Annotated in this window: 21 protein-coding genes; 13 read left to right on the forward strand and 8 right to left on the reverse strand. The window is 73.4% G+C overall.

The features are described 5' to 3' along the window. Positions 1–60: 60 nt before the first annotated feature. The 6 genes from AC27LF_RS19410 to AC27LF_RS19435 all read left to right on the forward strand — a co-directional run bounded on the left by AC27LF_RS19410 (position 61) and on the right by AC27LF_RS19435 (position 3,781). Positions 61–546 carry a recombinase family protein gene (locus AC27LF_RS19410; RefSeq protein WP_479657478.1) on the forward strand — a complete coding sequence of 162 codons (486 nt, stop codon included), beginning with the start codon at positions 61–63 and terminating at the stop codon, positions 544–546. Further along, positions 543–818 carry a DUF7848 domain-containing protein gene (locus tag AC27LF_RS19415; protein WP_479657477.1) on the forward strand — a complete coding sequence of 92 codons (276 nt, stop codon included), beginning with the start codon at positions 543–545 and terminating at the stop codon, positions 816–818. Before AC27LF_RS19410 ends, AC27LF_RS19415 begins: the two co-directional genes overlap by 4 nt. After that, a complete protein-coding gene (locus AC27LF_RS19420) occupies positions 818–1,216 on the forward strand; it encodes a hypothetical protein (RefSeq protein ID WP_479657552.1) in 399 nt (132 codons plus the stop codon). Before AC27LF_RS19415 ends, AC27LF_RS19420 begins: the two co-directional genes overlap by 1 nt. Positions 1,217–1,433: 217 nt before the next feature. Further along, positions 1,434–1,595, forward strand: coding sequence for a hypothetical protein (locus AC27LF_RS19425; protein ID WP_479657476.1), 162 nt, complete (start codon positions 1,434–1,436; stop codon positions 1,593–1,595). A gap of 181 nt (positions 1,596–1,776) precedes the next feature. Next, on the forward strand, positions 1,777–3,231 hold the full coding sequence (locus AC27LF_RS19430; RefSeq protein ID WP_479657551.1) for an asparagine synthase-related protein: 1,455 nt from the start codon (positions 1,777–1,779) through the stop codon (positions 3,229–3,231). 34 nt (positions 3,232–3,265) lie between these two features. Next, entirely contained in the window at positions 3,266–3,781 is a 516-nt protein-coding gene (locus tag AC27LF_RS19435; protein WP_479657550.1) for a GNAT family N-acetyltransferase, read from the forward strand. 206 nt (positions 3,782–3,987) lie between these two features. Here the strand turns inward: AC27LF_RS19435 and AC27LF_RS19440 are convergent, their stop codons facing one another. After that, positions 3,988–6,039: a HelD family protein gene (locus AC27LF_RS19440; RefSeq protein ID WP_479657475.1), complete on the reverse strand. Its 2,052-nt coding sequence runs from the start codon at positions 6,037–6,039 to the stop codon at positions 3,988–3,990. 311 nt (positions 6,040–6,350) lie between these two features. On the opposite strand from AC27LF_RS19440, the gene AC27LF_RS19445 reads away from it, so the two are divergent. Together AC27LF_RS19445 and AC27LF_RS19450 are read left to right on the forward strand one after the other, a co-directional pair. Continuing rightward, positions 6,351–6,530: a hypothetical protein gene (locus AC27LF_RS19445; RefSeq protein ID WP_479657474.1), complete on the forward strand. Its 180-nt coding sequence runs from the start codon at positions 6,351–6,353 to the stop codon at positions 6,528–6,530. A 104-nt stretch (positions 6,531–6,634) separates the two neighbouring features. Next, entirely contained in the window at positions 6,635–7,735 is a 1,101-nt protein-coding gene (locus tag AC27LF_RS19450; RefSeq protein WP_479657549.1) for a glycosyltransferase 87 family protein, read from the forward strand. Positions 7,736–8,061: 326 nt separating this feature from the next. On the opposite strand, the gene AC27LF_RS19455 is transcribed toward AC27LF_RS19450, so the two are convergent. Then, positions 8,062–9,705, reverse strand: a complete 1,644-nt coding sequence (locus tag AC27LF_RS19455) for a DNA repair helicase XPB (RefSeq protein WP_479657473.1) — start codon at positions 9,703–9,705, stop codon at positions 8,062–8,064. A gap of 83 nt (positions 9,706–9,788) precedes the next feature. Continuing rightward, complete coding sequence (locus AC27LF_RS19460) at positions 9,789–12,662, reverse strand: helicase-associated domain-containing protein (RefSeq protein WP_479657472.1); 2,874 nt, start codon at positions 12,660–12,662, stop codon at positions 9,789–9,791. Positions 12,663–12,853: 191 nt separating this feature from the next. Here AC27LF_RS19460 and AC27LF_RS19465 point away from each other — a divergent pair, with 191 nt between their 5' ends. Further along, entirely contained in the window at positions 12,854–13,933 is a 1,080-nt protein-coding gene (locus tag AC27LF_RS19465) for a hypothetical protein (protein WP_479657471.1), read from the forward strand. Positions 13,934–14,402: 469 nt separating this feature from the next. Next, a complete protein-coding gene (locus tag AC27LF_RS19470; protein WP_479657470.1) occupies positions 14,403–15,038 on the forward strand; it encodes an HAD family hydrolase in 636 nt (211 codons plus the stop codon). Here the strand turns inward: AC27LF_RS19470 and AC27LF_RS19475 are convergent. Continuing rightward, positions 15,014–15,265 carry a hypothetical protein gene (locus AC27LF_RS19475; protein ID WP_479657469.1) on the reverse strand — a complete coding sequence of 84 codons (252 nt, stop codon included), beginning with the start codon at positions 15,263–15,265 and terminating at the stop codon, positions 15,014–15,016. The genes AC27LF_RS19470 and AC27LF_RS19475 overlap by 25 nt on opposite strands. Before the next feature lie 392 nt (positions 15,266–15,657). Between AC27LF_RS19475 and AC27LF_RS19480 the strand changes: the two genes are divergently transcribed. Then, the gene (locus AC27LF_RS19480; RefSeq protein WP_452980511.1) at positions 15,658–16,041 is read left to right on the forward strand and encodes a cold-shock protein; all 384 of its coding nucleotides are present in this window, start codon (positions 15,658–15,660) and stop codon (positions 16,039–16,041) included. Between the two features lie 40 nt (positions 16,042–16,081). On the opposite strand, the gene AC27LF_RS19485 is transcribed toward AC27LF_RS19480, so the two are convergent. The 4 genes from AC27LF_RS19485 to AC27LF_RS19500 form a co-directional block, all read right to left on the reverse strand. Next, complete coding sequence (locus AC27LF_RS19485; protein ID WP_479657468.1) at positions 16,082–16,936, reverse strand: 1,4-dihydroxy-6-naphtoate synthase; 855 nt, start codon at positions 16,934–16,936, stop codon at positions 16,082–16,084. Next, positions 16,926–17,681, reverse strand: coding sequence for a futalosine hydrolase (locus AC27LF_RS19490; protein ID WP_479657467.1), 756 nt, complete (start codon positions 17,679–17,681; stop codon positions 16,926–16,928). Before AC27LF_RS19490 ends, AC27LF_RS19485 begins: the two co-directional genes overlap by 11 nt. Then, positions 17,651–18,121 (reverse strand): DUF2771 domain-containing protein, encoded by a 471-nt coding sequence (locus tag AC27LF_RS19495; protein WP_404034403.1) that lies wholly within the window; start codon positions 18,119–18,121, stop codon positions 17,651–17,653. The genes AC27LF_RS19490 and AC27LF_RS19495 overlap by 31 nt, the downstream gene beginning before the upstream one ends. 61 nt (positions 18,122–18,182) lie before the next feature. Then, entirely contained in the window at positions 18,183–19,607 is a 1,425-nt protein-coding gene (locus tag AC27LF_RS19500) for an MFS transporter (RefSeq protein ID WP_479657466.1), read from the reverse strand. Positions 19,608–20,054: 447 nt separating this feature from the next. Between AC27LF_RS19500 and AC27LF_RS19505 the strand changes: the two genes are divergently transcribed. Together AC27LF_RS19505 and AC27LF_RS19510 are read left to right on the forward strand one after the other, a co-directional pair. Beyond that, positions 20,055–20,981, forward strand: a complete 927-nt coding sequence (locus AC27LF_RS19505) for a DUF3027 domain-containing protein (RefSeq protein ID WP_479657465.1) — start codon at positions 20,055–20,057, stop codon at positions 20,979–20,981. A 440-nt stretch (positions 20,982–21,421) separates the two neighbouring features. Further along, positions 21,422–24,622 (forward strand): sacsin N-terminal ATP-binding-like domain-containing protein, encoded by a 3,201-nt coding sequence (locus tag AC27LF_RS19510; RefSeq protein ID WP_479657464.1) that lies wholly within the window; start codon positions 21,422–21,424, stop codon positions 24,620–24,622. Positions 24,623–24,777 lie beyond the last annotated feature (155 nt).

Consider the following 24,777-nt stretch of genomic DNA (forward strand, 5'->3'; position numbering starts at 1 on the left):
CTCGCCCGGTCCTACGCCTCATCACTTCACTGTGCGTGATCAAGTGGGCACGATTGATGCATGGTCAGCGTGGAGAGCGGGCAGAGGCAGGGACGGACCAGGGTCCGTCGAACTGAAGGTGACCTGAGACGGCGTCAGGCACTGGCGGACGCGGCGGCGGGTATCACGCCGGGCGAGGCCGACGTACCGGCCGAGGCCGCGCAGATCGAGCGGTTCCGCTGTGTGGTCTACCTGTGTGGTGCTCCCAACACGAACATCGCGGCATCTTGCAAGGAGTGCATGGAGTACGCGGAGGCGTTCGGGTGGGAGATCACGGACGTGATCGAGGAACGCGCAGGGTTGCTGCCGCCGCAAGGGCGTAACGGGCTGGGGCAGGCCGTAGAGCGCATCAAGAGCGGTGAGGCTGGGGCGGTGCTCACGGCGTGGCGCTCGATGATCTCGTCTGTTCCGCAGGAGTACGACGAGGTGGCACGCGAGATCGAGAAGGCAGGGGGCTTCCTGCACGTCACGGACTCGGTGCGCAGCGAGCAGGGGGCGGCGCGGTGACCCGGCGCGTGTTCCGCTACATACCGTTCACCATCGAGCAGGATCAGACGGCGGAACCGGAGTACGAAGCGCATTGCGTGTCCGGCGACGAAACCGAGTGCGGCGCACAGTCCGGAACGCACCGCGACCCGGCACCGGTCGAGGAGTGGCAGCGCAGGCACACGCAGGAGACAGGGCACCGGCGCTACCGCCGGAACTTCGGCGACTACGCAGTGATGCGGCCCCCGGTGGAACTGGCCGCACTCGCGCGGGCGAACGGAGGTACCGCGTGATGTTCGCTCCGGCCGTTGAGCGTCCGTGGCGCGATGTGTGGCCCCTGATCGCGCAGACGGGCGACGGTAACGCGTGGGTGACGGGCGCGTGTTGGTTGTACTGCCGCCGTGAGGGTTTGGCCGTGCTGTGGGTCGGCTCGGTGACCACGCCCGGCGCGACGGGGGACGTGTACGCCTGTGGGCCGTGCATCGCGGAGCTTGACCACATGCTGCGCATCCAGGCGCATGACCGGGATGGGATCACAGACCGCGCCGCGCAGTCCGCCACGCCCGCCGTTCCCGCCCACGTGCCCCCGCCGCGCTCACCGCCCGCGGACGGTTCCGGCGGCCGTCACCGTACGCTCCGCCGCAGACTTGACCTGTACGCCGCGGCCCTGCCGATCGAGGTGGCGCAATGACGAGACCAAGACGTGTGAGCGCTGGCAGACCGAGAAGCGCAACGGCCTTACTGCCGGGATGACTGTCAACCGGCTCTCCCACACAACCTGACAAGGGGCGCCACCAGACGACTCCCGCCCCGGTTACTGCGAGAGGACAGCCCGGTGCCGGGCGGGCCGCAAGTGCACAGCGACGCCGGGAAATCCTCGGCATCGGCAGAGTTCAAGGAGGAATAGCGTGGAAGAGTTCACGCCCCCGCCGAAGCTCGTTCGCCGCTTCGAGAAGTTGTTCACGACCAAAGCGCAGCGGCGGGTGCAGTCACCGGCTGAGACGCACGAGTACAAGAAGGTCTCCGGTTCGTCGGACGGCGCCAAGACATACGACACCACCGCCACCTGAACCGTTCTACCTCAATGCCCGAGGGGACGGAACCTCGCACCCCTCGGGCTCATCCGAAGGGAGAGCACGCATGATCAAGTTACGTCTCACTCCATATGCGAGCACGGTATGGGCGTGGAACGGGCGCTGGTACGTCACTGCCGACGGGACGAGCGAGATCGCTCCATACGATCACCCCTTGGTGGAACACGTCGCTGTGACGGACGGTACCCGCACACTTCTCGTCGTACGTGAGCGCGTCGCGGGCCGGGAAACGCACGATCCAGCACCCCGCAAGGTCACCCCTGCTGAGTTCGAAGAGGCTCGCACTCTGGCGGAGCAGTGGCCCACGGACTACGTACTCGTAGAAACCACTCCCGGCGATCCATGCCGTGTCACCGCAGGCCCCGGAGGCGTCGCGCCGCTCTACGTCGCACACGACCGTACGAGCCTGCACGGTTCGTGGGACATGGCCGACCTTGCCGAACACGCCGTCGGCCTCAGCCCTCGTGAAGTCGCGCGGTTGCTGATCTACCGGCCCCGGTACAGCACCGAGACGGTGTTCCGGGGCATCCACCGCGTGACCGAGCGCGGGACCGCCATCTACGGCGGTCACCTCTACCTGCACTACCCCGAGCCGGTATTGCACAGCGGGCCGCGCGAACTGGCCCCTGATGCCGATGTTCTCGGAGCGTTCGTTGAAGCGATGGATGCTGCCCTCGACCTCCGGCCGATCGACTGCGTGGAGACGGTGCTGCACCTCACGGGCGGGTTCGACTCCGGCACCGTGGGAACCCGTCTCGCCGAGCGGTATCCGGCCCGCTTCCCGACGGCCGCTCTCCTGATCGCCGGCCCGGGGCGCGCACACCAGATCCGCCGCCGCTCGGAGATCATCAAGGCGCTGCAGTTCGCGGAGTCGGATCACCTGGTCGACGCCTTGGAGCACGCGCCGTTGTCGCCGGAGTGCGCCCGGGTGAGGGGCGAGAAGGTCAGTCCGTACGAGGAGCCGCTTCACCGGCCGTTCACCAAGCTCACTGAGGACCTGGCGAACCATGGTGCTCGTGTGGTTGTGACCGGGCTAGGCGGAGACGAGATGGTGGCCCTGTCTCAGGCCGAGTATCCGCACAAGTCCATGGGCGAGACCAGCGATGCCCTGCACTGGATCGGAGACCGAGCGCGCGCCGCGCTGGAGTTCGCCGACGACGGCATTGCCCCGCCTGCTGCCGTCAACTCGATGACCTTGCTCTCGATGGAGACCACAGCACCTGTACTCATGCGGGCGGGCATCTGGCCCGTGCATCCGTTCGCCAACCCGGGCATGGTCCAACTCGGCGAATGGCTCCCCATGCACTGGCGTGAATTGAAGCAGCTTCAACGGCGACGGCTAGCCTCCCTCGGGCTGAGCCCAGACGTCACCGAATCCCGAGCGCGGGAGTCGTTCGCGGAGGTCGTTCAACACACCCTTACCACGATCGCGCGTCCCCTGTTCGCCAAGATGCTCCACGACGGCTCGCCGCTCTTCGACGAGAAGCTGGTGGACCCCAACGGCCTGCGAGTGGCTGTCCGTCAGCTGAGTGAAGGGCCGTACCGCGAGGACGGAGACGCGCAGCTCCTCGAAGTCCTCGACCTCCACTTCGCCGCTCAATCCTTCCTGTAGTCCCACTCAGCCACCAGGAGACAGCGTGTTCAACATGCGTCCCGCCACAGCCGATGACATCCCCGCCGTTGAAGAAATGATCCTCGCCCGCTCCAACTGGCTGGAGGACCGCGGGCTTCCGAGCTGGCGGGAAAGCGCGTCCGAACTCGCGCGGCAGGCGGAGAATTCCGATGGTGACGTGTGGGTCCTCGCCGAGGGCGACGGGCGGATCATCGGATGCACCACCGTTCAGGAACAGACCCCCCCGTGGGGCTGGACGGAAGACGAGTTGAACGAGGCGGCTCATTACCTGTATTCGACCGTCACCGACCCTGCTTACCGCGACAGGAAGCCGGGAACCGTGATGGGGCTGTGGGCGGTGGACCGCGCCGCGCAGGAAGGGCGCACATGGGTTCGCCGTGGCTGCCACTTCCCCGGACTGGTGAGGTACAACGAGACCCAGGGCTTCAAGCTGGTACACGAAGTGCAGCGCACACACGCCAAGGTCTATCTGATGGGCCGCCGGGCCGAGCGCGTCACTGACCTTGACGAGAGGTTCCGGGCGCTGTAGAGGGCTCTGCCCACACCCGTGTGCCGGCGTGCCGGCCGCTGGTGTGTCCTCTCGGCCGACTGCATGTGGCCACGCGGGTTCGTGGTTGCGGCTCTGCCCCAGTCTGCTGTTTTGCCCCGGTCCGCTGTGGTGGCCCTGCGCGCGGGCGGGTGCGGGGCTTTCTTCCCCGCCGTTCCCGCCTTCCCCGCCCGCGCCGTGTCCCGGTGTCAGGTCAGCTGGGGTGGGAGGGGGGTGGTGTGGGTGATGATCAGGCCCGATACCGCTCGGGTCAGGGCCACGTACAGGCGGCGCAGGCCGGTGCGTTCGTCCGGTTCCGCGTCGACCACGGCCCGCGGCTCGTCCAGGACCACGTAGTCGTACTCCAGGCCCTTGGCCAGCGACGCCGGGACCAGGGTGACGCGTGCCTCCCGCGTCGTCTCCTCGCCCGGTGCCAGATAGGTGATCCCGGCCGCCGTGAGCGCATCGGCCAGCACCGGGATCCGCGCGTCGGCCGCGATCAGACCGGTCGAGCCCTCGTTGCGCAGCAACTCCTCGCAGGCCGCGACCACCTCACCGGTGCCGTCGACCGCGCGCAGGTCGAAGAAGCCCGGATTCTCCCGGACCGACGCGACCGGCGTGAGGCCGGGAGCGATGTGCGGCAGCAGCCGGGATGCGTACGCGATGACGTCCGTCGGCACCCGGAAGCCCGCGGTCAGTTCCTCGATCACGCCGTCCGCCTTGCCCAGGTGCGCCAGCGCCTCGTCCCAGCTGCGGGTCGCCCACGGGGTGGTGCCCTGCGCCAGGTCGCCGAGGACGGTCGCGCTGCCGGTCGTGCAGCGTCGGCCCACCGCCCGGTACTGCATCGGGGACAGGTCCTGCGCCTCGTCCAGCACCACATGCCCCAGTGAGTGCGTGCGCTGTACGAGGTCGGTGGCCTCGTCGATGAGCACGGCGTCCGCGGCCGACCACCTGGCCGACTTCACGCTGCGCACCGGCTTCGACCGCAGCAGCGTCTTCTGCTCGTCCTGCGACAGCAGCCCCTCCGCGTGCGCCGCGAGGAAGTCCGCGTCGGTCAGCAGCCGCAGCACCAGCTTCGCCGGATCGACCGGCGGCCAGATCGCCTTGACCGCCGCCTTCACCGCGCTGTTGCGGGCCACCGCGTCCTGCACCCGGTCGTCCGGCGCCTCGCCCGCCCGCTCCATCTGCACCAGCACGGCATGCGCGATCCGCTGCGGCAGGGCCTCGCGGGCGGCCCCGTACCGGATGTCACGGGCCAGCAACTCCCGGACGATCTCCTCCAGTTCGTATGCCGGAACCCGCCAGCGCCGCGAGCCGCGCACCACCACGACCGGCTCGGTGGGCATCGTCACCTGTGCGTACAGGGCCCGCTTCAGCACCTCGGCCAGCCGCGCGTCGCCCTTGACGAGCGCGGTCGCCGCCTCGTCCGTGCCGCGCACCTCCACATGCCCGACCAGGTCGTCGACGGTGGCCTGCCGCACCGCCAGCTCGCCGAGCGCGGGCAGCACCTGCTCGATGTAGTTCAGGAAGGACCGGTTCGGCCCGATGACCAGGGTGCCGGTGCGGGCCAGCCGCTCCCGGTGCGCGTACAGCAGATAGGCGACCCGGTGCAGTCCGACGGCGGTCTTCCCGGTGCCGGGGCCGCCCTGGACGCAGACCGTGCCGGCCAGGCCGGAGCGCACGATCTCGTCCTGCTCTGGCTGGATCGTGGCGACGATGTCCCGCATCGGGCCCACGCGCGGCCGTTCGATCTCCTGCTGGAGCAGCTTGCTGGTGCGGGCCTCCTCCGCCGGGTCCGACAGATGCTCGTCCTCGTACGCCGTCAGATCCCCGCCGGTGTAGCCGAAGCGGCGGCGCAGCGCGACGTCCATCGGGTCCTTTTTGGACGCCCGGTAGAACGGCTGGGACACCGGCGCACGCCAGTCGATGACCATCGGATCGCCCTCGGCGTCGTGCACGTGCCGCCGCCCGATGTAGAACCGCTCGCCCGGCGCGCCCTCGGCCCGGTCCGCGCCCGGCGGGTACAGGTAGTCGAGCCGGCCGAAGAACAGGGGGGTGTCGCTGAGGTCGGCCAGCGCCTTGATGCGCTCGTCGATCTGCCGTGTCAGCACCTCGGCGTTGACCCAGTTCGCGGTGACGTCACTGATGTCGAGGGATTCGACGTCCTCACGCATGGCGCGCAGGGCGGCACGGGACTCGGCGAGGTGGGAGCGTTCCCGGGCGAGCGGGTCGTCCAGCGGATCGTGGGCGGGCGTGGACAAGGCGGTGCCTCCGGTCGGGGTGCTGCGAGGGCGGGTGCACGGACCGTGCGCGGACGGGCGCGGTCGCGTGACGGGAAGCCGTCCGGTTTCCGGCCGGACGGCGGCACTCCGGGAGGGAGGCGGGCAAGAGCGGAGATTCTAATGACGAGCCCCACACCGAAGCCAATGCTTTTTCGTCCCCTAGGGGCCCCTAGGGGACGTCTCCGCCTTGCCTAGGGGAGGGGGGTCCCTCCGGAGAGGTATGTGCGGGGGGCCGGGATTGGCTCCGCAGACCGATGACGACCTGGGGTTCGAAGTTCCACCATGGAGACATGAGCGCTGCAACCATCCACCCGGCCCCCTCCGGCCCGGCCGGCGCCACGGCCGTCGTCGGCAAGCACCATCACCGCCTGGGCAACGTCCTGCGTGCCGTCAAGGTGTTCGCGGAGGCGGCGTTCGGCGTCGTCATCCTCGGTGAGTACGGCGAGGAAGCGGGCGTTCGCCGTAAGTAACCCATAGGTTCACCTCCGTGGCACAACGGACGGTGACGCCTTACGTCCTCCTGACCCTGTCCCTGCTCTCCTTCACCGCCCTGTGCGTCCTGCAACGCGCCCCGATGGCCGACGCGCTGGTCTACCGGGCCGAGGGCGAGGCCGTCGTCCACGGCGGCGACCTGTACGGCTTCACCGTCACCGAGTGGCGGCTGCCGGCGACCTACCCGCCGTTCGCGGCGGTCCTGTTCGTGCCGGCGACCTGGATCCCCCTCCCGGCCATGAAGGCGGCCTTCGTCGCGGGCAACGTGCTCCTGCTCGCCCGTCTCGTCGTCCTCTCGGCCCGGCTCGCGGGCCGGACGGTCCGGGCGCCGCAGGTGTGTGCGGCCACCGCCCTGACCCTGTGGCTCGAACCGGTCTTCCAGACGGTCCTGTTCGGCCAGATCAACCTGGCGCTCGCCTGCCTCGTCCTCGGGGACCTCACCCGCCCGCCGGGCGCCCGCGCCAAGGGCCTCGCCCTGGGTGTGGCGGCCGGCATCAAGCTGACTCCGGCCGTCTTCGTCGTCCATCTCCTGCTGACCGGGCGCCGACGGGAGGCGGCGACGGCCATGGCCGGCTTCGCCGGGACCGTCGCCCTCGGCGCGGTCCTGCTCCCGGCCGCCAGCGCAGAATTCTGGACCGGAGGGCTCTTCGAGACCGGCCGGGTGGGCAAGGTCTGGATCGTCGACAACCAGTCGCTGCCGGGCCTGATCGCGCGGGCGGCGGGCGATGGGGCACCGGGTCCGGCCTGGGCGCTCCCGGTCGCCGTCGTGGCCGTCGCGGGCCTGTGGGCGGCGGCCCGGGCGACGCGGGAGCGGCACGGCATCCTGCTCGCGGCGGGCACCGCCCTGCTGGTGTCACCGATCAGCTGGTCCCACCACTGGGTGTGGTGCGTCCCGCTGCTCGCCGTGCTCCTCGCCGAGGGCCGCATCCCGCTCGCGGCGCTGACGGCGGCCGTGTTCACCGCCCGCACCATGTGGCTGCTGCCGCACGAGGGCGACCTGGACCTGCGGCTCCCGGGGTGGCAGCAGCCGCTAGCGTCCCCGTACCCGCTGCTCGCCCTCGCCCTGCTGGCCGCGACCCTCGTCCCGCGGCGCCGCTCGGTCTCCCGAGCACCCGAAGACCTCCGGACGGGCCGGCAAGCCGTCGGCCTACCGCACGGCACAGCCACCGGACCACCCCCATGACATACCCGTCGAGGACCGCCGGCTCACGCGCACTCGGATCCCCGAAGACTTCCGCTGACCGGGCCACCGGCTCCTCGAAAGGCACCGGGTGGCGGCCGCTCCGTACGAAGTGGTGCACGATCCGGTCCCGGCCGCCGGGCACGGCGTCCCGTAGTCCGCGGGCCGGCGCGGCGGGGGCAGCGGGGGCGCCGCCGTGGTGCGCACGACACGTCGCACATCGAGCACGGAATGGGTCCCGTCCTCGCGCTGCCCAGGCCGTCGACCCGACGGGGCCACCGTGGGCGACAGGTGTGACGAAGGGCGGCTGACGGAGCGCGGCGCGTGGCTCAGGTCTCGGTCAGGATCTCGTCCGCGTCCACGATGCGGTAGGCGTACCCCTGCTCCGCCAGGAACCGCTGGCGGTGTGCGGCGAAGTCCTGGTCGATGGTGTCGCGGGCCACCACGGAGTAGAAGTGGGCCTGGTGTCCGTCGGCCTTGGGGCGCAGCACCCGCCCGAGCCGCTGGGCCTCCTCCTGCCGGGAGCCGAAGGTGCCCGACACCTGGATGGCGACCGTCGCCTCCGGCAGGTCGATGGAGAAGTTGGCGACCTTGGACACGACGAGCACGCTGATCTCGCCCTCACGGAACGCGTCGAACAGCTTCTCGCGCTGCGCGTTGGACGTCTCCCCCTTGATCACCGGCGCATTCAAGTGCTCGCCCAGCTCGTCGAGTTGGTCGATGTACTGGCCGATGACGAGGATCTGCTGCCCGGCGAACCGGCGCACCAGGGCCTCGGTGACCCGGCGCTTGGTGTCGGTCGTCGCGCAGAAGCGGTACTTCTCCTCCGTCTCCGCGGTCGCGTACGCGAGCCGTTCCGCGTCGGTCAGGTTCACCCGGACCTCGACGCAGTCGGCGGGCGCGATATAGCCCTGCGCCTCGATCTCCTTCCACGGCGCGTCGAACCGCTTGGGCCCGATGAGCGAGAACACGTCCGACTCGCGGCCGTCCTCGCGCACCAGCGTCGCCGTCAGCCCGAGCCGGCGGCGCGCCTGCAGATCGGCGGTGAACTTGAAGACGGGGGCCGGCAGCAGATGCACCTCGTCGTAGACGATGAGCCCCCAGTCACGGGAGTCGAACAGCTCCAGATGCGGGTAGATCCCCTTCCGCTTCGTCGTCAGCACCTGGTACGTGGCGATGGTGACCGGCCGGATCTCCTTCTTCGTACCGCTGTACTCCCCGATCTCGTCCTCGGTCAGCGAGGTCCGCCGCACCAGCTCGTGCTTCCACTGCCGGGCCGAGACCGTGTTGGTGACGAGGATCAGGGTGGTCGACTTGGCCTGCGCCATCGACCCGGCGCCGACCAGCGTCTTGCCCGCGCCGCAGGGCAGCACCACGACCCCGCTTCCGCCGTGCCAGAAGTTCTCCACGGCCTGCTTCTGGTAGGCCCGCAGCGCCCAGCCGTCCTCGCGCAGCTCGATCGGGTGCGCCTCCCCGTCCACGTATCCGGCGAGGTCTTCGGCCGGCCAGCCCAGCTTCAGCAGCACCTGCTTGATCTGGCCGCGTTCGGAGGGGTGCACGGCGACGGTGTCGGGGTCGATCCGGGCGCCGACGAGCGGCGCGATCCGCTTGGACCTGAGCACTTCTTCCAGGACCGGCCGGTCGCTGCTGGTGAGCACGAGGCCGTGCGCCGGGTGTTTGCTCAGGGTGAGCCGCCCGTAGCGGTCCATGGTCTCGGCGATGTCCACGAGCAGCGCGTGCGGCACGGGGTAGCGGCTGTACTGCACGAGCGCGTCGACGACCTGCTCCGCGTCATGCCCGGCCGCCCGCGCGTTCCACAGGCCGAGCGGCGTCACCCGGTAGGTGTGGATGTGCTCCGGCGCCCGCTCCAGCTCGGCGAACGGCGCGATGGCCCGACGACAGTCGTCGGCCCGCTCGTGGTCGACCTCCAGGAGCAGGGTCTTGTCGGACTGGACGATCAGCGGACCATTCACGCGCGGCACCCTTTCCCTATGGCCACAGTCTCGGCCAAACGTCCAGTGTGCCCTACCGGCAGGTGATCACGGCGGGGCTCCGGTCAGTCGGCGGCCAGTTCCGCGACGCCCGTGACGCGGTGCAGGGGGTAGGTGCGTACCTCGTCCGCCGTGTGGTCGTACGCCGTCACGAAGCCGCCCTCGACCCGGATGGGCGCGATCACGCGCTGGCTCGCGGCGCCCTCGGCGTTCACGTACCCGATCCACAGCGCCTCGCCCGTCAGGACGGCCGCCTGCATGGTCGCCAGGGTCTCGGCGGAGCTGGTGCGCGGCAGGTCGCCGCCCGCCGTCGCCGCGCCCGCGGGCCTGCGCGGGGTGGTGGCCGCCAGGTCGCCGGCGCGGATCGCGCGGATCGCGGCGGTCAGCAGGGTCGCGTCGGGGACGGGCGGGCCGTCGGGGACCGGTTCGGGGGCGGTGCGGTGCGGGGTGCGGTGGGCGTGGGCGCGGGCGATCAGCACATCGCCCTCGGCGGACTCGGCGGCGGGCGCGTACCCCATCGCGCGCAGGCCATCGAGCAGCGCCGCCGGGTCGGCCTGCGCCGCCAGCACGGTGGGCGCCAGCCTGCGCAGCCGCAGGGCGGCCGACCGGCGGTCGGCGAGGATTTCGTTCAGCAGCGCGTCGTCGTCGCAGCGTACGTACGCGGAGGCCGCGCCCACCCGTAGCCTGCCGTGCTTGCGGGCGACGTCGTCGATCAGGTACGTCAGCGGCTGCGGGACCGGGGTGCGGGAGTGCGCGGCGAGGAAGGCGTGCAGGTCGGCGGCGGTCCGGCCGGCGTCCAGGGCGCGGCGTACGGAGGCGGGCGTGAAGCGGTAGACCGTCGCGCCGCCCTTTGACTCCACGTCCGCGAGCACGCCCAGCGTGGCGGCCAGCGGTCGTTCCAGCGGTCCCGGCGCCACCGCCGTCAGGTCCGCCTGGAGCAGGACGTGGTCCAGCGGCTCGGGCAGCAGCGGCGCGAGCAGCCCGGCGGCCACGGCGGCGGCCGCCGCACGCTCGGCCGGGGGAAGGGGCTCGCGGGGCGCGGGCGGGCGCCGACGGTGGTGCGCGGGCAGTTTGTCCCCGGGCCCGTCCGCCGGGCCACCGGCACCCCGGCCACCGTCTGCCCGGCCACCGTCTGCCCGGCCACCGTCTGCCTGGCCGTCGGCCCCCCGGCCACCGGCACCCTGGCCACCGTCTGCCCGGCCACCGTCTGCCTGGCCGTCGGCCCCCCGGCCACCGGCACCCTGGCCACCGTCCGCCTGGCCACCGTCCGCCTGGCCACCGTCTGCCTGGCCGTCGGCCCCCCGGCCACCGGCACCCTGCCCACCGTCCGCCTGCCCACCGGCCGTCGGGCCGGCCGCTCCCGGGCCGCCGTCGGACCGGCGGCGGCCGCTCGGCGCGGGCGCCGCGGTGGCCGTGCCCGCGGGCACGGATGCGCCGAGCAGCGCGCGGCCGTGGGCGGACAGGGCGCCGCGGCCGGTGACGCCCAGCAGCTCCGCCTCCGCCGGTGTCCAGCGCGCGATCCGGGAACGCAGGTCCTCCTCGCCGCCCCGCGGCCGGCCCCCCTCGCGCTCCGGGGCGCCCACCGGGCCGCGCAGCGGACGCTCCCAGCGCAGCCGGGCCAGCACCGAGTCGAGGTCCGGCGCGGCGCCCTCCGGCAGCGCGGCCAGCAGCCCCAGCACCCGGCGCCGCACCTCGGGCGCCACGGAGCGGTCGAGACCCGGCCCGAGCGCCGCCAACGTACGGTCCTTGGTGTCCCGCCCGCCGACCAGACCCGGCGTCCGGGTCGCCGTCAGCCACGCCTCGGCGAGCCGCGCCCAGCGCTCGGCCGGGGGCAGCTCCAGCCACTCGTCGTAGGCCGGGGTCGCCGCGTACCGCTCGTCGGCCTCGCCGTCGGAGGCCAGCAGGCCCGCCGCGTAGGCCAGTTCGACCCAGAACGCGGCGACCGGTTCGGACACGTCGAGGGCGACGGCCGTACGCTTCAGATCGCGGACGCTGAGCCCGCCGGCCCGCAGCACCGTCGGACCGCCCTCGTCCCAGTCCTTGAGCAGGTCCTCCACGGTCGCCAGCGCGGTGTACGCCTGCCCGGCCGCCGTCGCGTCCACGATCCGCGCGGGATGCGTCGCGGCCGTCTCCACCGGCGGCGGTACGGCCTCGGGCGCGCGGTGCGCGCGGCCCGCGCGCAGATGCAGCGCGACCTCGCGGGGCAGTACGACGGTGCCGGGCGCCGTCGGCAGCAGCAGACCGCGGTCGAGCAGCCAGCGCAGATGGGCGGCCGGCTCGGACGTGACCTGGCCGTACGGCGGCCCCCAGACGAGCCGGGCCAGCACCTCGCGGGACTCCGCCGGGGCGCCGGACAGCAGCGCGGCCATCCGGGCGCGGTCGGTGAACAGGGCGCTGAGCGCGGTCACGGCGGAGACCGAGTCATGGGTCGACGGCAGGCCCGCGGCCGTGACGATCTCCTGGATCCGGCCCGGCGACATGCCCGCGGTGGCTTCCCGCACGGTCGGGCCGAGGCCGGTCGGGGACGGGTGCTGCGGGGTCGGGGCCAGCACCTCACGGGCCGTGCGGACCAGCCGCAGCCGGTCGTCGGCGCCCCACACCAGGGCCTGTTCGCGCAGGGTGGCGAGGGCGTCGGGCAGGGCGGCGGCGACGGTCCGGTCGCCGGCGTCGCCCGCCATCAGGCCCAGCAACTCGTCGTAGGACGCCGGGTCCGCCGCCACGGCCAGGGCCTGGGCCGTCTGCAGCACGAACAGGTCGAGGCGCTCCAGGGCGCGCAGCACCGAGGCCCGGGTGCCGGCCCGGGTGGCGAGCTGGGTGAGGTCGCCGGGCACGGGGGTGACGAGGTCGGGCCGGCTGCGCAGCAGCGCGGCCAGGGAGGCGTCGTCCCTGGCGCGGAGCGCCTCCGCGAGGGAACGCGGCGGTGTTGCCGGGTTGCTCATCCGACCCACGGTAGCGGGTACGGGGTCGACGCCGGGAGCGCATGCCCCCGGCGACGGCATCCGCCGCGGCCCCGCGCACCGCCCCCGCCCGACGACGCGCTGCCCGCGGGCGTGCGCGCCGACGTGCGGGGCGGCCTGCGCTACCGTCGTCCCGACGGGGTATCCAACGCACCGGCCCCGGAGGGGACTTCGTGGGTATCGAGAGCGACCGGGTCGTCTACGAGTATCTGAGCCGCGTCGGCGACATCGCGCAGCAGCGCCAGTTGCCGTCGGCCGACCGCATGCGCCTGGTGTCCGAGCTGCGCAACGAGATCGACCGGCACCGGGCCAGGACCACCGTGGACAGTCCCGCCGCGGTGCGCCGCATCCTCGCCCGGCTGGGCACGCCGGACGAGGTCGTGGCGGCGGCCGGCGGGGGCGGCGGGGTGCCGCAGTCGCCGCCCGCCGCCGTGCCGGTGCAGCCCGCGCCGCGCGAGCCCGGGCCGAAGGGGTTGCTGGGTCCGAAGGGGCTGCTGGGGCAGTGGGGCTCGGGGGAGAAGGGCAACGGGGGCGACGCCGAGGGGCCGCGGGAGAGAGGGAAGGGGCTGCGTCGGGTCGTGCCCCGGCCGCGTCCCGCGGAGCCGGCGGCCCCGGCCCGTCCGGACGCCCCCTCACCGCCGCACCTCGCCGGGGAGGACGAACTCGGCGACAGCGCCCTGCAACCCGACTGGTGGCGGGTGGACGACAGCCCGTTCGGGGCCGGGGACAGCGTGCCCGGGTTCGTCGGGGGAGTGGAGATCCCCGAACTCCTCAAGCCGCCGCCGAAGGAACCGGAGGCCGAGCCGAAGGAGGCCGCGAAGGCGGAGACGGCGCCCGCGGCGGCGCCCGAACCCGCCGTGCCCGAGACGGCCGACCTGCCTCCGCGCCGCCGGCTGCCGCTGCCCCGCCCCGCCGCGGGCTGGACCAACCCGCTGCTCCTGCTCGCCGCCGCGGCCCTGGTCGCCGGGGCGGTGCTGGGCAACTGGTTCGCGCTGATCGTCGGCTGGCTCATCGCCTACGGCTCCCGTCGCCTCACCGCGGCGGAGAGCAAGTGGGCCGTCATGGGCCTGCCCGGCCTGGCGCTCGCGGGCGGCCTGGTCTGGCTGTGGGGCAGGAACGAGGGCCGCTGGGGCGACCCCATCGCCCAGGGCCAGATGAGAGACGCCCTGGCCGAGACGTGGCCCTGGACGGTACGGGCCGCGGCCCTCACCTCGGCCGCCTACCTCCTCTGGCGCTCCCAGCGCCGCCGCTGACCGCGTCCGCGGCTTCGACGGGACGGTCCGATACGGTCGGCCGGGTCGGCTGCGACACCGGACGTGCAGCGCCGACCCGGCCGCGCCTGGCCGTTCCCAGCGCCGCCGCTGACCGCGTCCGCGGCTTCGGCGGGACGATCCGGTGCGGTCGGCCGGGTCGGCTGCGACACCGGGCGTGCAGTGCCGACCCGGCCGCGCCCGGCCGCTTCATGCCCCGGCCGCCCCGAGCGCGCACCTGGTGCCGCAACAGGCGCCCTCTCGCCGCACCGGCCGAAAGCCCACGTACGTCCAGCAGGTCCAGTACGAGGACTTCCGTCCGGCACGCCGAGAGCAAGCACCGGACGCCGCTCCTTGACAGGCGGTGCCTGCCGCGGCACTGGTCGGCACGCCTGGTGCCCGCTGTCCGCAGGGGGTGGCCCGGGTGGCCGCGGAGGGGTGGGGCGGTCGGCCGGCGGGGGCGGTGGGCACAATGGCGGGCATGAGTTCTCGCGTGCTGACCGTCGGGTTCGACCTCGACATGACCCTGATCGACTCCCGGCCCGGCATCCACGCCTGTTACACGGCGCTGGCGGAGCGTACGGGAACCCACATCGACGCCGATCTGGCCATCACCCGGCTCGGCCCCCCGCTCGCCGACGAGTTGGTCAACTGGTTCCCGGCCGAGCAGGTCGCCCCGATGGCGGACCTGTACCGCGAGATGTACCCGGCGATCGCCATCGCCGCGACCCCCGCGATGCCCGGCGCCCGCGAGGCGATCGAGGCGGTGCGCGCATCGGGCGGCCGGGCGATCGTGGTCACCGCGAAGTACGAGCCGAACGCCAAGCTGCACCTCAGCCACCTCGGCATGGAGCCCGACGCGGTCGTCGGCGACCTGTGGGCGGAGGGCAAGGCGGAGGCGCTGCGCGAGCACGGCGCGAGCGTCTACGTCGGCGACCACGTCGGAGACGTACGCGGTGCCCGTGCCGCCGGCGCCCTCTCCGTGGCCGTGGCCACCGGCCCGTGCGACGCGGAGGAACTGCGCACCGCGGGCGCGGACGTCGTCCTCGACGACCTGTCCGCCTTCCCGCGCTGGCTGGCCGGCTACCGCGAGGCGCCGCGCGCCTGACGCCGTCCGGCCGCGATCGACCGCAGCACCCCCGCGCCGGCCACGAGGAATCCGACTCCCATGAGCATGCTCAGGCCGAACATGTACGTCGGAAAGGGCTGCGCGCCCAGGAACAGCGGGGCCACGGTGACGAGAGTGGCCACGGCACCGAGGAAGAAGACGACGGCACCGGCGCGGATCAGCCCGTCACCGGGCGCGGCGGAATTCGCTTGGGTTGTTTCACGCACCGCACCAGGGTAGTTCCCGGCCGGGCGCGGGTATTGCGGGGGTTGAACGGCGAAGAAAACATGAGTATTTCCGGAAAGGCGGCTCTCAGGGCCGGCGGGAGGGGGAAAAGCCGCCCGACGAGTTGACGTGCCGGAGGCGTATGCCGTCACCCGGTCGGCGGCCACTTCGCTGCCCTCCGCTCGAAGACCGCCGTATCCGGAAGCTTGGCCGCCGCATCGGGTGGTCATCACACTTCCCTCACCTCGCTGAGCCGCTATCCCGCCACTCGTGGCGCATGGCAGCCCCGTGCCGTTTTAAGGCATGTCCCGCTGGAGAGACCCCCGGTAAGGTGTCATGACGGCAGTTCAACCGGCGTCTGGGGCGTCCGGGACCGATCGAGGGAGCGTGTGCTTTGCCGACTGGCAAGGTCAAATGGTTCAACAGTGAGAAGGGCTTCGGCTTTCTCTCCCGTGACGACGGCGGTGACGTCTTCGTCCATTCCTCGGTTCTCCCCGCCGGAGTCGATGCGCTCAAGCCGGGACAGCGCGTGGAGTTCGGGGTGGTCGCCGGCCAGCGGGGCGACCAGGCCCTGTCGGTCGTCGTCCTCGACCCGACCCCGTCGGTCGCGGCGGCCCAGCGCAAGAAACCGGACGAGCTGGCCTCCATCGTGCAGGACCTGACGACGCTCCTGGAGAACATCACCCCGATGCTGGAGAAGGGCCGTTACCCCGACAAGACCTCAGGCAAGAAGATCGCCGGTCTGCTGCGCGCGGTCGCCGACCAACTGGACGTATAGCCCGCGGCCCGCGGAGCATCCCGCCCCGGGCCGCGCCCGGTCAGGGGAAGTCGAGCGCGGTCGGGCGGAGGGCGGGTACGAGCCCTTCGGCCGCCGCGCGGGTGAGCAGGCCCCGGATCGCCGCGTACCCGTCCTCACCGAGGTCCGACGTGAACTCGTTGACGTACAGCCCGATGTGCTGGTCGGCGACGGCGGGATCCATCTCCTGGGCGTGTTCCATGACGTAGGGCCGCGATGCCTCGGGGTCGTCCCAGGCGGCGTGCACGGACGCGTGGACCGACTCGGCGAGCAGCCGCAGCGTGTCCGCGCCCAGCGACCGTTTGGCGACGATCGCGCCGAGCGGGATCGGCAGCCCGGTCGTGGCCTCCCAGTGCTCGCCCATGTCGGCGAGTTTGTGCAGCCCGTAGTTCTGGTAGGTGAACCGCGCCTCGTGGATCACAAGCCCCGCGTCGATCTTCCCGTCCCGCACGGCCGGCATGATCTCGTGGAACGGCATGACGACGATCTCTCCGACGCCCTGCGGCAGGGTGTCCGCGGCCCACAGCCGGAACAGCAGATAGGCGGTCGACCGCTCGCTCGGCACGGCCACCGTCCGCCCGGTGAGGTCCGCATCCGGCTCCCGGGTGAGCACGAGCGGCCCGCAGCCCCGGCCCAGCGCGCCGCCGCAGGGCAGCAGCGCGTACTCGTCGAGGACGTACGGCAGCACCGCGTACGACACCTTCAGCACGTCGAACTCACCGCGTTCGGCCATGCCGTTGGTGATGTCGATGTCCGCGAAGGTGACGTCGAGCGCGGGCGCGCCGGGGATCCGGCCGTGGGCGAGGGCGTCGAAGACGAAGGTGTCGTTCGGGCAGGGGGAGTAGGCGATCTGCAGCGGTCGGCTCTCAGGGCTCATGCGGGTTCCAACTCTCCAGTGCGGGCGCGAGCTTCCCGAAGCCCTCGGTGAGGGCCGCGAGGGCGTCGCCGATGCGCCAGGCGGCGCGGTCGCGCGGGCCGACGGGGTTGGACACCGCGCGTACTTCGAGGACGGGCACCCGGTGCGCTGCGGCCGCTTCGGCCACCCCGAAGCCCTCCATGGCCTCCGCGAGCGCCCGGGGATGGCGGGCGCGCAGCGCGTCGGCGCGGGCCGCGGTCCCGGTCACGGTCGAGACGGTGAGCACGGTCCCGGCGCGTGCCCCGGTCGCCGCGGTCACCTCCCGTACGAGTGTTTCCGGCGGACGGTGGCTGACGGTGCCGAAGCCGAGCCCGGTGACCGGGACGAAGCCGTCGGCGGTCTCGGCGCCCAGGTCGGCCGCGGTGATCTCGTCGGCGACGATGAGCGAGCCGACGGGCGCCGCGGGCCGGAAACCGCCGGCGATCCCGGCACTGACCACGAGCGCGTACGGGGCGCCGTGCAGGGCAGCGGCGGTCAGGGCGCCGGCGGTGCGGGCGGCGGCGAGGGCGGGGCCGACACCGGCGGCGAGCAGGTCGTAGGTGTGCGCGCCGGTGATCCGGTGGAGTGTGCCGCCCGGCAGACGCACCTCGCGTGCCGGTCCGGCGAGCGCCTGTGCCACCGCGTCCCGCTCGGCGGGGACCGCGGTGGCGACGAGGAAACGCTTGCCGGACGTGGTCAGGATGCCTTCTTCAGCTTGAAGGACCACAGTCCCTTGACGGTCTTGTCGCCTTCCTTGACCGACACCAGGGTCGAGTTGCCCTGTGCGCCGTACTGGGCGTTGAAGAAGACGCTGCCGGGGATGGTGCGGTACGTCTTGGTGCTGGACTCGGTGAGCGGCTGACCGTTCATCAGGATCGTCCAGCCGCTGTCGGCGATCTTCGGGTCGACGCCGAAGCGGACGGTCTCTTCCGGGTCCACCGTGATGGACTTGATGCCGGTGTCCTTGAGGCAGTTCCCGAGGGCGGCCGTGTCCAGGGCCTTGCCGTCGTTGTAGCAGGTCGCTTCGGAGTTGACCGAGCTGGTGCCGACGGTGACCGTTGCGATCGGGGTCGGCTTCTCGCAGGCCGTGAGGACGAGCAGTCCGGCGGAAACGGCGCCGGCGGCGGCGACGGCGCGGCGGCGTCGCGGAGCGGATTGCATGGTCATGGCCGAAGGCTATCGGGCGCCCCTGGGGCGCCCCCCACCTGGGGGCGGCGTGCCCGGTTCGTTACGCCACTCGCGGCCGGGCCGCCCCGCCGTGCCGGGCCGAGGCGAGCAGCCCGCGCACGGTCGTCAGCCAGCCGGCGGCCACGAGGACGGCGGCCACGGCCAGGCCCAGGGTGCCGTTGAGCGGCATCACGATGCCGACGGCGCCGCCGAACACCCACGCCATCTGCAGGAGCGTCTCCGACCGCGCGAACGCCGACGTGCGGACCGGCTCCGGCACGTCCCGCTGGATCAGCGCGTCCAGGGACAGCTTGGCCAGCGCCTGCGCGAACCCGGCGACCGCCGCCAGGCACGCCACCAGGAACGCGCCGAAGAACACCGCGGCGACGACCGCCGTGCCCAGCGCCACCGCGACCACCGTCACGATGATGATCTCCGGTGCCCGGGACCGCAGCCAGGCCCCGACCGCCGTGCCGAGCGCGTTGCCCGCGCCGGCCGCGACACCCACTATCCCCAGCGAGACCGCCGCGCTCTCACCGGTCAGCGGATGCTCACGCAGCAGGAAGGCGAGGAAGAAGATCAGGAAGCCGGACAGACAGCGCAGCGCGGCGTTCGCGCCCAGCGCGTGCGTGACGGCCGGGCCGACCGTGCGCAGCCCCGGACGCCTGGCGCCGGTGCGGCGCGGGCCGCGCAGATGCTCCGCGTCCGCGGCGAGCAGCGCGACGTCCTCGCCCTTGGCGGAGTCGACCTTCCGCGGCAGCGAGAACGACAGGAACGTACCCGCCGCGAAGATCACGAAGGCGCCGTACAGCGGCCAGGGGTCGCCGAGGGCGTGCAGGCCCGCCCCGATCGGGGCGGCCACCCCGGTGGCCAGCAGCCCGGCGAGGGTCACCCGGGAGTTCGCCTTCACCAGGGAGAAACGGGGCGGCAGCAGCCGGGGCACGACCGCGCTGCGCACCACGCCGTACGCCTTCGACGCCACGAGCACCCCGAGCGCGGCCGGGTACAGCTCCAGGCTGCCGCTCGCGACCGCCCCGGAGATGATCAGCGCCAGCAGGGCACGGGCCAGCATCGCGGCGGCCATCGCGGCGCGCCGGCCGTGCGGCAGCCGGTCGAGCAGCGGGCCGATCACCGGCGCGAGGACCGTGAACGGGGCCATGGTGATCGCGAGATAGAGCGCGACCCGGCCGCGGGCCTCGTCCGTCGGCACCGAGAAGAACACGGTGGACGCGAGCGCCACGGTGATCATCACATCGCCGGCGCCGTTGACGGCGTGCAGTTCGATCAGCTTGCCGAGCCCGGACTCGCCGGCGCCGTGCGCGTGCGTGGCCCTCCTGATGCCGCGGGCCGCGCCGGCGACCGGGAGGTGCAGGGCACGGCCGACCGCGCGGACGGCACCGCCCACACGGCCCGCACCGCCACCTCGACTGCTCCCCTTCACGCCGCCGACGCGGGCGGTGCCCTGGGGCGACCTCGCGGCTGCCACGACGTTCATAGTGCCCTGAGAATCCTTTTCCTAGAGCACTTGTCGCCGAGCGAGTCGGCGGGAGCACAACCGTGGAGTGGGTGAAGGACCGGCCGAAGAGCGGGGGACGTCGCTGGTGAGACGGGTGGCGGGGCCCGCCAAGGGTGCGGGTCCGCAGCGCGGGAACCGGCGGCGGGGCGGCCGTACGGCCGGTGGCGCCACGGCCCGCCGAGGACTCGGAGGCGGTCCGGAAACGGCCTTGGGCGGCAGGGAAGCGGCCGTCGGTGTAGGCCGAGCGCACACGAACAGGTAGCGTGCGTATCTCAGCCATCCCGCAGAATGGATGGCAGAGGTGCGCCCGAGCGCGATCGGACGCGGACGTCGATGCGGCCCACAGGTCCGCTCCGTCCGCCCCACCGCCTTCAGGCAGGCGCACCCGTGAGACGGCGTAGGAGAGAAGCGATACCTGTGAGCGCAGCGACAACGCGAAGCCGCACCCCCGACCGCCTGTGCGCCGAGGCCGTCGACCTCGCCCGCGCCGCAGCCGAGGAGGCGGCCGCGCCCGGCGTGGTCGGCGAGCACACCGGGCTGGTGTCCGAGGGCGACCGTGTTGTCACGCACTTCTTCGAGTGCAAGGAACTGGGCTACCGGGGCTGGCGCTGGGCGGTGACCGTGGCCCGGGCCTCGCGCGCCAAGGTGGTCACCCTCGACGAGGCGGTCCTGCTGCCCGGCCCCGACGCGCTGCTCGCGCCGGAGTGGGTGCCGTGGAGCGAGCGGCTGCGGCCCGGCGACCTGGGCCCCGGCGACCTGCTGCCCACCGAGTCCGAGGACCTGCGTCTGGAGCCGGGCTACACCGGCGAGGAAGAGCCGCCGGTGCACTCCGCGGTCTCCGAGGAGATGGCGGAACTGGCCGAGGCGGAGGACGCGGAGGTCACCGCGGGCGCCCCCGCGACGCTCCCGGCGGCGCCGTCCCGCGGGTCGATCGCGGCGGTGGCGGAAGAACTCGGCATGCGCCGCGCCCGGGTCCTGTCCCGTTACGGCCTGCACCTGGCCGCCGACCGCTGGGAGGAGGCGTTCGGCGCCCGGACGCCGATGGCGCAGGCGGCGCCCGCGCCCTGCGTCAGCTGCGGCTTCCTGCTGCCTCTCGGCGGCTCCCTCGGGCAGGCGTTCGGCGTCTGCGCGAACGAGTTCGCCCCGGCGGACGGCCGCGTGGTCTCCCTCGCGTACGGCTGCGGCGGCCACTCCGAAGCGGCCGTCATGCCCAAGCCGCCCCAGCCGGCGGCGCCGGTCATCGACGAGACCCGGGTGGACCCCTTCCCGCTGCGCCCGGCACCGGACTCCGGCTCGGTACCGACGATCACCGACGAGTCGACGGCGGAACTCGGCCACTCGTAGCCTCGGGCTCCGTTCGCCGCGCACTGTCTGGTCGCTCGGGGTTGTCATCCGCTCGCCTGTGCCGTCGGTCGTGTGCGGCGCCGTCGTGGTTGTTCGCGCAGTTCCCCGCGCCCCTTTGGGGCGGCTCCGGGCGTGGGTCTGTGCCCGCCCGTGCGCGGGCTGTGAGCGGCTTGCCTGGGTTGTGGGGTCGCTTGGGGGGTCATGTGCTTGCCTGTGCCGTCGGTCGTGTGCGGCGCTGTCGTGGTTGGTCGCGCAGTTCCCCGCGCCCCTTTGGGGCGCTTCGGCGGGCCTGCTTGCTGGGGCACCGCCGTGCGCGGGCGTGCGGGGCTACCTTGGCAGCACACCGTGGCACGGGTCCGCCGTTCGCCCGGCCGGACCCGGCACCCCGGTGCCCAAGGAGCGGTACCTTCGTCGTCACCGCCCCGACGAGGAGAGTGAACGTGAGCAAGTTCGTGCGGCCCGCGGCCGAGGGTGCCGACCCCTTCGGCACGGCCCGTCTGCGCCGCGGTGTCCTCGACGCCTGGGCCACCAGCCCCGCCCGCTTCCGCGAGGACGCCAACGCGGAGGAGGACCTGGTCCTCGGCGGCTACCGCGACCGGCTCGTGATCGAGCTGGCGCAGAACGCCGCCGACGCCGCGGCCCGCGCCCACGTGCCCGGCCGGTTCCGTCTCACCCTCCGCGACGGCGTCCTGTTCGCCGCCAACACCGGCGCCCCCCTGGACGCGGCCGGAGTCGAATCGCTCGCCACCCTCCGCGCCTCCGCCAAACGCGATGCCGACGCCGCCACCGACGCCGCCAACACCGGCGCCACCGGCGCGGGACACGGCACCGTCGGCCGCTTCGGCGTCGGCTTCTCCGCCGTGCTCGCCGTCACCGACGAACCCGCCGTCGTCGGCCGGCACGGCGGCGTCCGCTGGTCGCTCGCCGAGGCCCGCCAACTCGCCGCCGACACCGCCGGGCGCAGCCCCGGCCTCGGCGACGAGATCCGGCGCCGCGACGGACACGTACCGCTGCTGCGGCTGCCGTTCGCCGCCGAGGGCACCGCACCGGACCCCTACGACACGGTCGTCATCCTGCCGCTGCGCGACGCGGCCGCGGCCGACCTCGCCGAACGGCTCCTGCACGCCGTGGACGACGCCCTGCTGCTCGCCCTGCCCGGCCTTGCCGAGGTCGTCGTCGAGATCAACGACGACGCCCCGCGCACCCTGCGCCGCGGCACGGACGGCACCGGCACGGTCGTGGCGGACTCGCGCGACGGCACCACCCGCTGGCGTACCGTCGCCGCGCACGGCCCGCTCACCCCCGACCTGCTCGCCGACCGCCCCGTCGAGGAACGCCTGCGCCCGCACTGGTCGGTGACCTGGGCCGTACCGGTCGGCCCCGACGGCGCCCCGGCCCGCCCCCGCACCGCGCCCGTCATGCACGCCCCCACCCCCAGCGACGAGCCCCTGGGCGTGCCCGCGCTGCTGATCGCCTCCTTCCCGTTGGACACCACCCGCCGGCACGCCGCGCCGGGCCCGCTGACCGACTTCCTGGTGCAGCGCGCGGCGGACGCGTACGCCGAACTCCTCGCCGGCTGGCGGCCGGTGACCGAGGGCATCATCGACCTGGTGCCCGGACCGCTCGGCAAGGGCGAACTCGACGGTGCGCTGCGCCAGGCCATCCTGGAGCGCCTTCCGCGGACCGCGTTCCTGCCGCCGGCCGCCGAGGCCAAGGAGGACGACGCCGAGGACCTTCCCGAGACGCTGCGCCCCAGGGACGCCGAGATCGTCGAGGGCGCGGGCGCCGACACCGTGCACGTGCTCGCCGAGGTGCTGCCCACGCTGCTGCCCGGCGGCCTCGAACGCCGGGTGGAGCTGCGCACGCTGGGCGTCGCCCGGCTGCCGCTCGCCGACGCGATCGACCGGCTGGCCGGGCTGGAGAAGGAGCCCGGCTGGTGGCGGCGGCTGTACGACAGCCTTGCCGGGGTCGACCCGGACCGGCTGTCCGGACTGCCCGTCCCGCTCGCCGGGGACACCGGCCAGGGCCAGGGCCCGGGAGCGGTGCGTACCACCATCGGCCCCCGGCAGGTGCTGCTGCCCACCCCGGACGCCGCCCGCATCGATCCGGGGACGCTCGCCCGGCTCGGCCTGAAGGTCGCACACCCCGACGCCGCGCATCCGATCCTGGAGAAGCTGGGCGCGCTGCCCGCGACCCCGCGCGCCGTGCTGACCACGCCCCAGGTGCGTGCCGCGGTCGCCGCCTCCCTGGACGAGGAGGGCGCCGTCGGCTGGGAGGAGGACGCGCCGGACGCGGAGGAACTGGCGGACACCGTCCTCGCCCTGGTCCGCGACGCGGGCCTGGAACCGGGCGACGAACCCTGGCTGGGCGCCCTGGCGCTGCCCGACGAGGACGGCGAACTCGCCCCCGCCGGTGAACTGGTGCTGCCCGGCAGCCCGTTCGCCCGGGTCATCCGCGAGGGAGAACTGGCCGCCGTGGACGCCGAATTGGCGCAGCGGTGGGGCGAACAGCCGCTGGCCGCCTGCGGGGTGCTGGCCGACTTCGCGCTGGTGCGGGCCACCGACGTGGTGCTCGACCCGGACGAACTGGAGCCCCGCGAAGGGGACTTCGCCGAACCGGACGACGCGGGACTGCTGGACGCCGTGGACGTGTGGTGCGAGGACGTCCTCGACCGGTTCCCGGACACGCCGGTGCCCCCGGTCGCCACCGAACTCGTCGCCGTGCGCGACCTCGACCTCGTCGACGACGACCACTGGCCCGAGGCGCTTGCCCTGCTCGCCCGCCCGCCGCTGCGCGACGCGCTCACCCAGCCGGTGCGCATCCTGCTGCCGGACGGCACCCACGAGGTGGTACGGCCGTACACGGCGTGGTGGCTGCGCGGGCACCCCGTGCTGGACGGCCGGCGGCCCGCCGGGCTGCTCGCGGCGGGCGGCGACCCGCTGCTCCACGGGCTGTACGACGAGGCCGACGCGACCGGCTTCGCCGACGAGCAGGTGCTGCGGGCCCTCGGCGTGCGCACGTCGGTCGCCGCGCTGCTCGACGAACCGGGCGGGGCCGCCGAGCTGCTGGACCGGCTCGCCGACCCGGACCGGCCCGTCACCCCCGCCCAACTGCACGGGCTGTACGGTGCGCTGGCCGAGCTGGAACCGGAGCAGGTGACCCTGCCGGACGAGCTGCGGGCCGTCGTGGACGGCCGGGTCGAGGTGGTCGACGCTGCCGACGCCGTCGTCGTCGACTCGCCCGACCTGCTGCCCTTCACCGCGGGTGTCCCGCTGCTGCCGGTGCGGCCCGCCCGGGCCGCGGAGCTGGCGGAACTCTTCCAGGTACGGCGGCTGAGCGAGTCCGTCACCGGGCAGGTGGACTCGGCCGGAACCGAGCACGAGGTGCCGGACGCGGTACGGGTGCTGCTCGGCCCGCGCACCCCCGGCAGCTATGTCGAGCACGAGGAACTGGTGGTCGACGGCGTCGACATCGACTGGCGGCTGACGGCCGACGGCGTGCTGCACGCCGCGACCCTGGAGGGCGTCGCCGCCGGACTCGCCTGGGCGGCCGGCCAGTGGCCGCGCCGCTTCGAGGTGGCGGCCCTCCTGGAGGACCCGTCCCGCACAGAAGAACTGTCCCGCAACCGCTGGTTCGACTGACCCCGCAGGCCAGGACCATCCCCCACCCCGGGGCGCCCGAACCACACCTACCGCCCGCCCCACGCCGGACTGTGCCCACCCCGCACCGGCCGGGCCGACCCCAGGCCGGCTCCGGGAGCCACCCGGTCGACCGACCCGGGCAGGCCCCCGCCGAA

The organism is Streptomyces diversicolor, assembly GCF_057537855.1.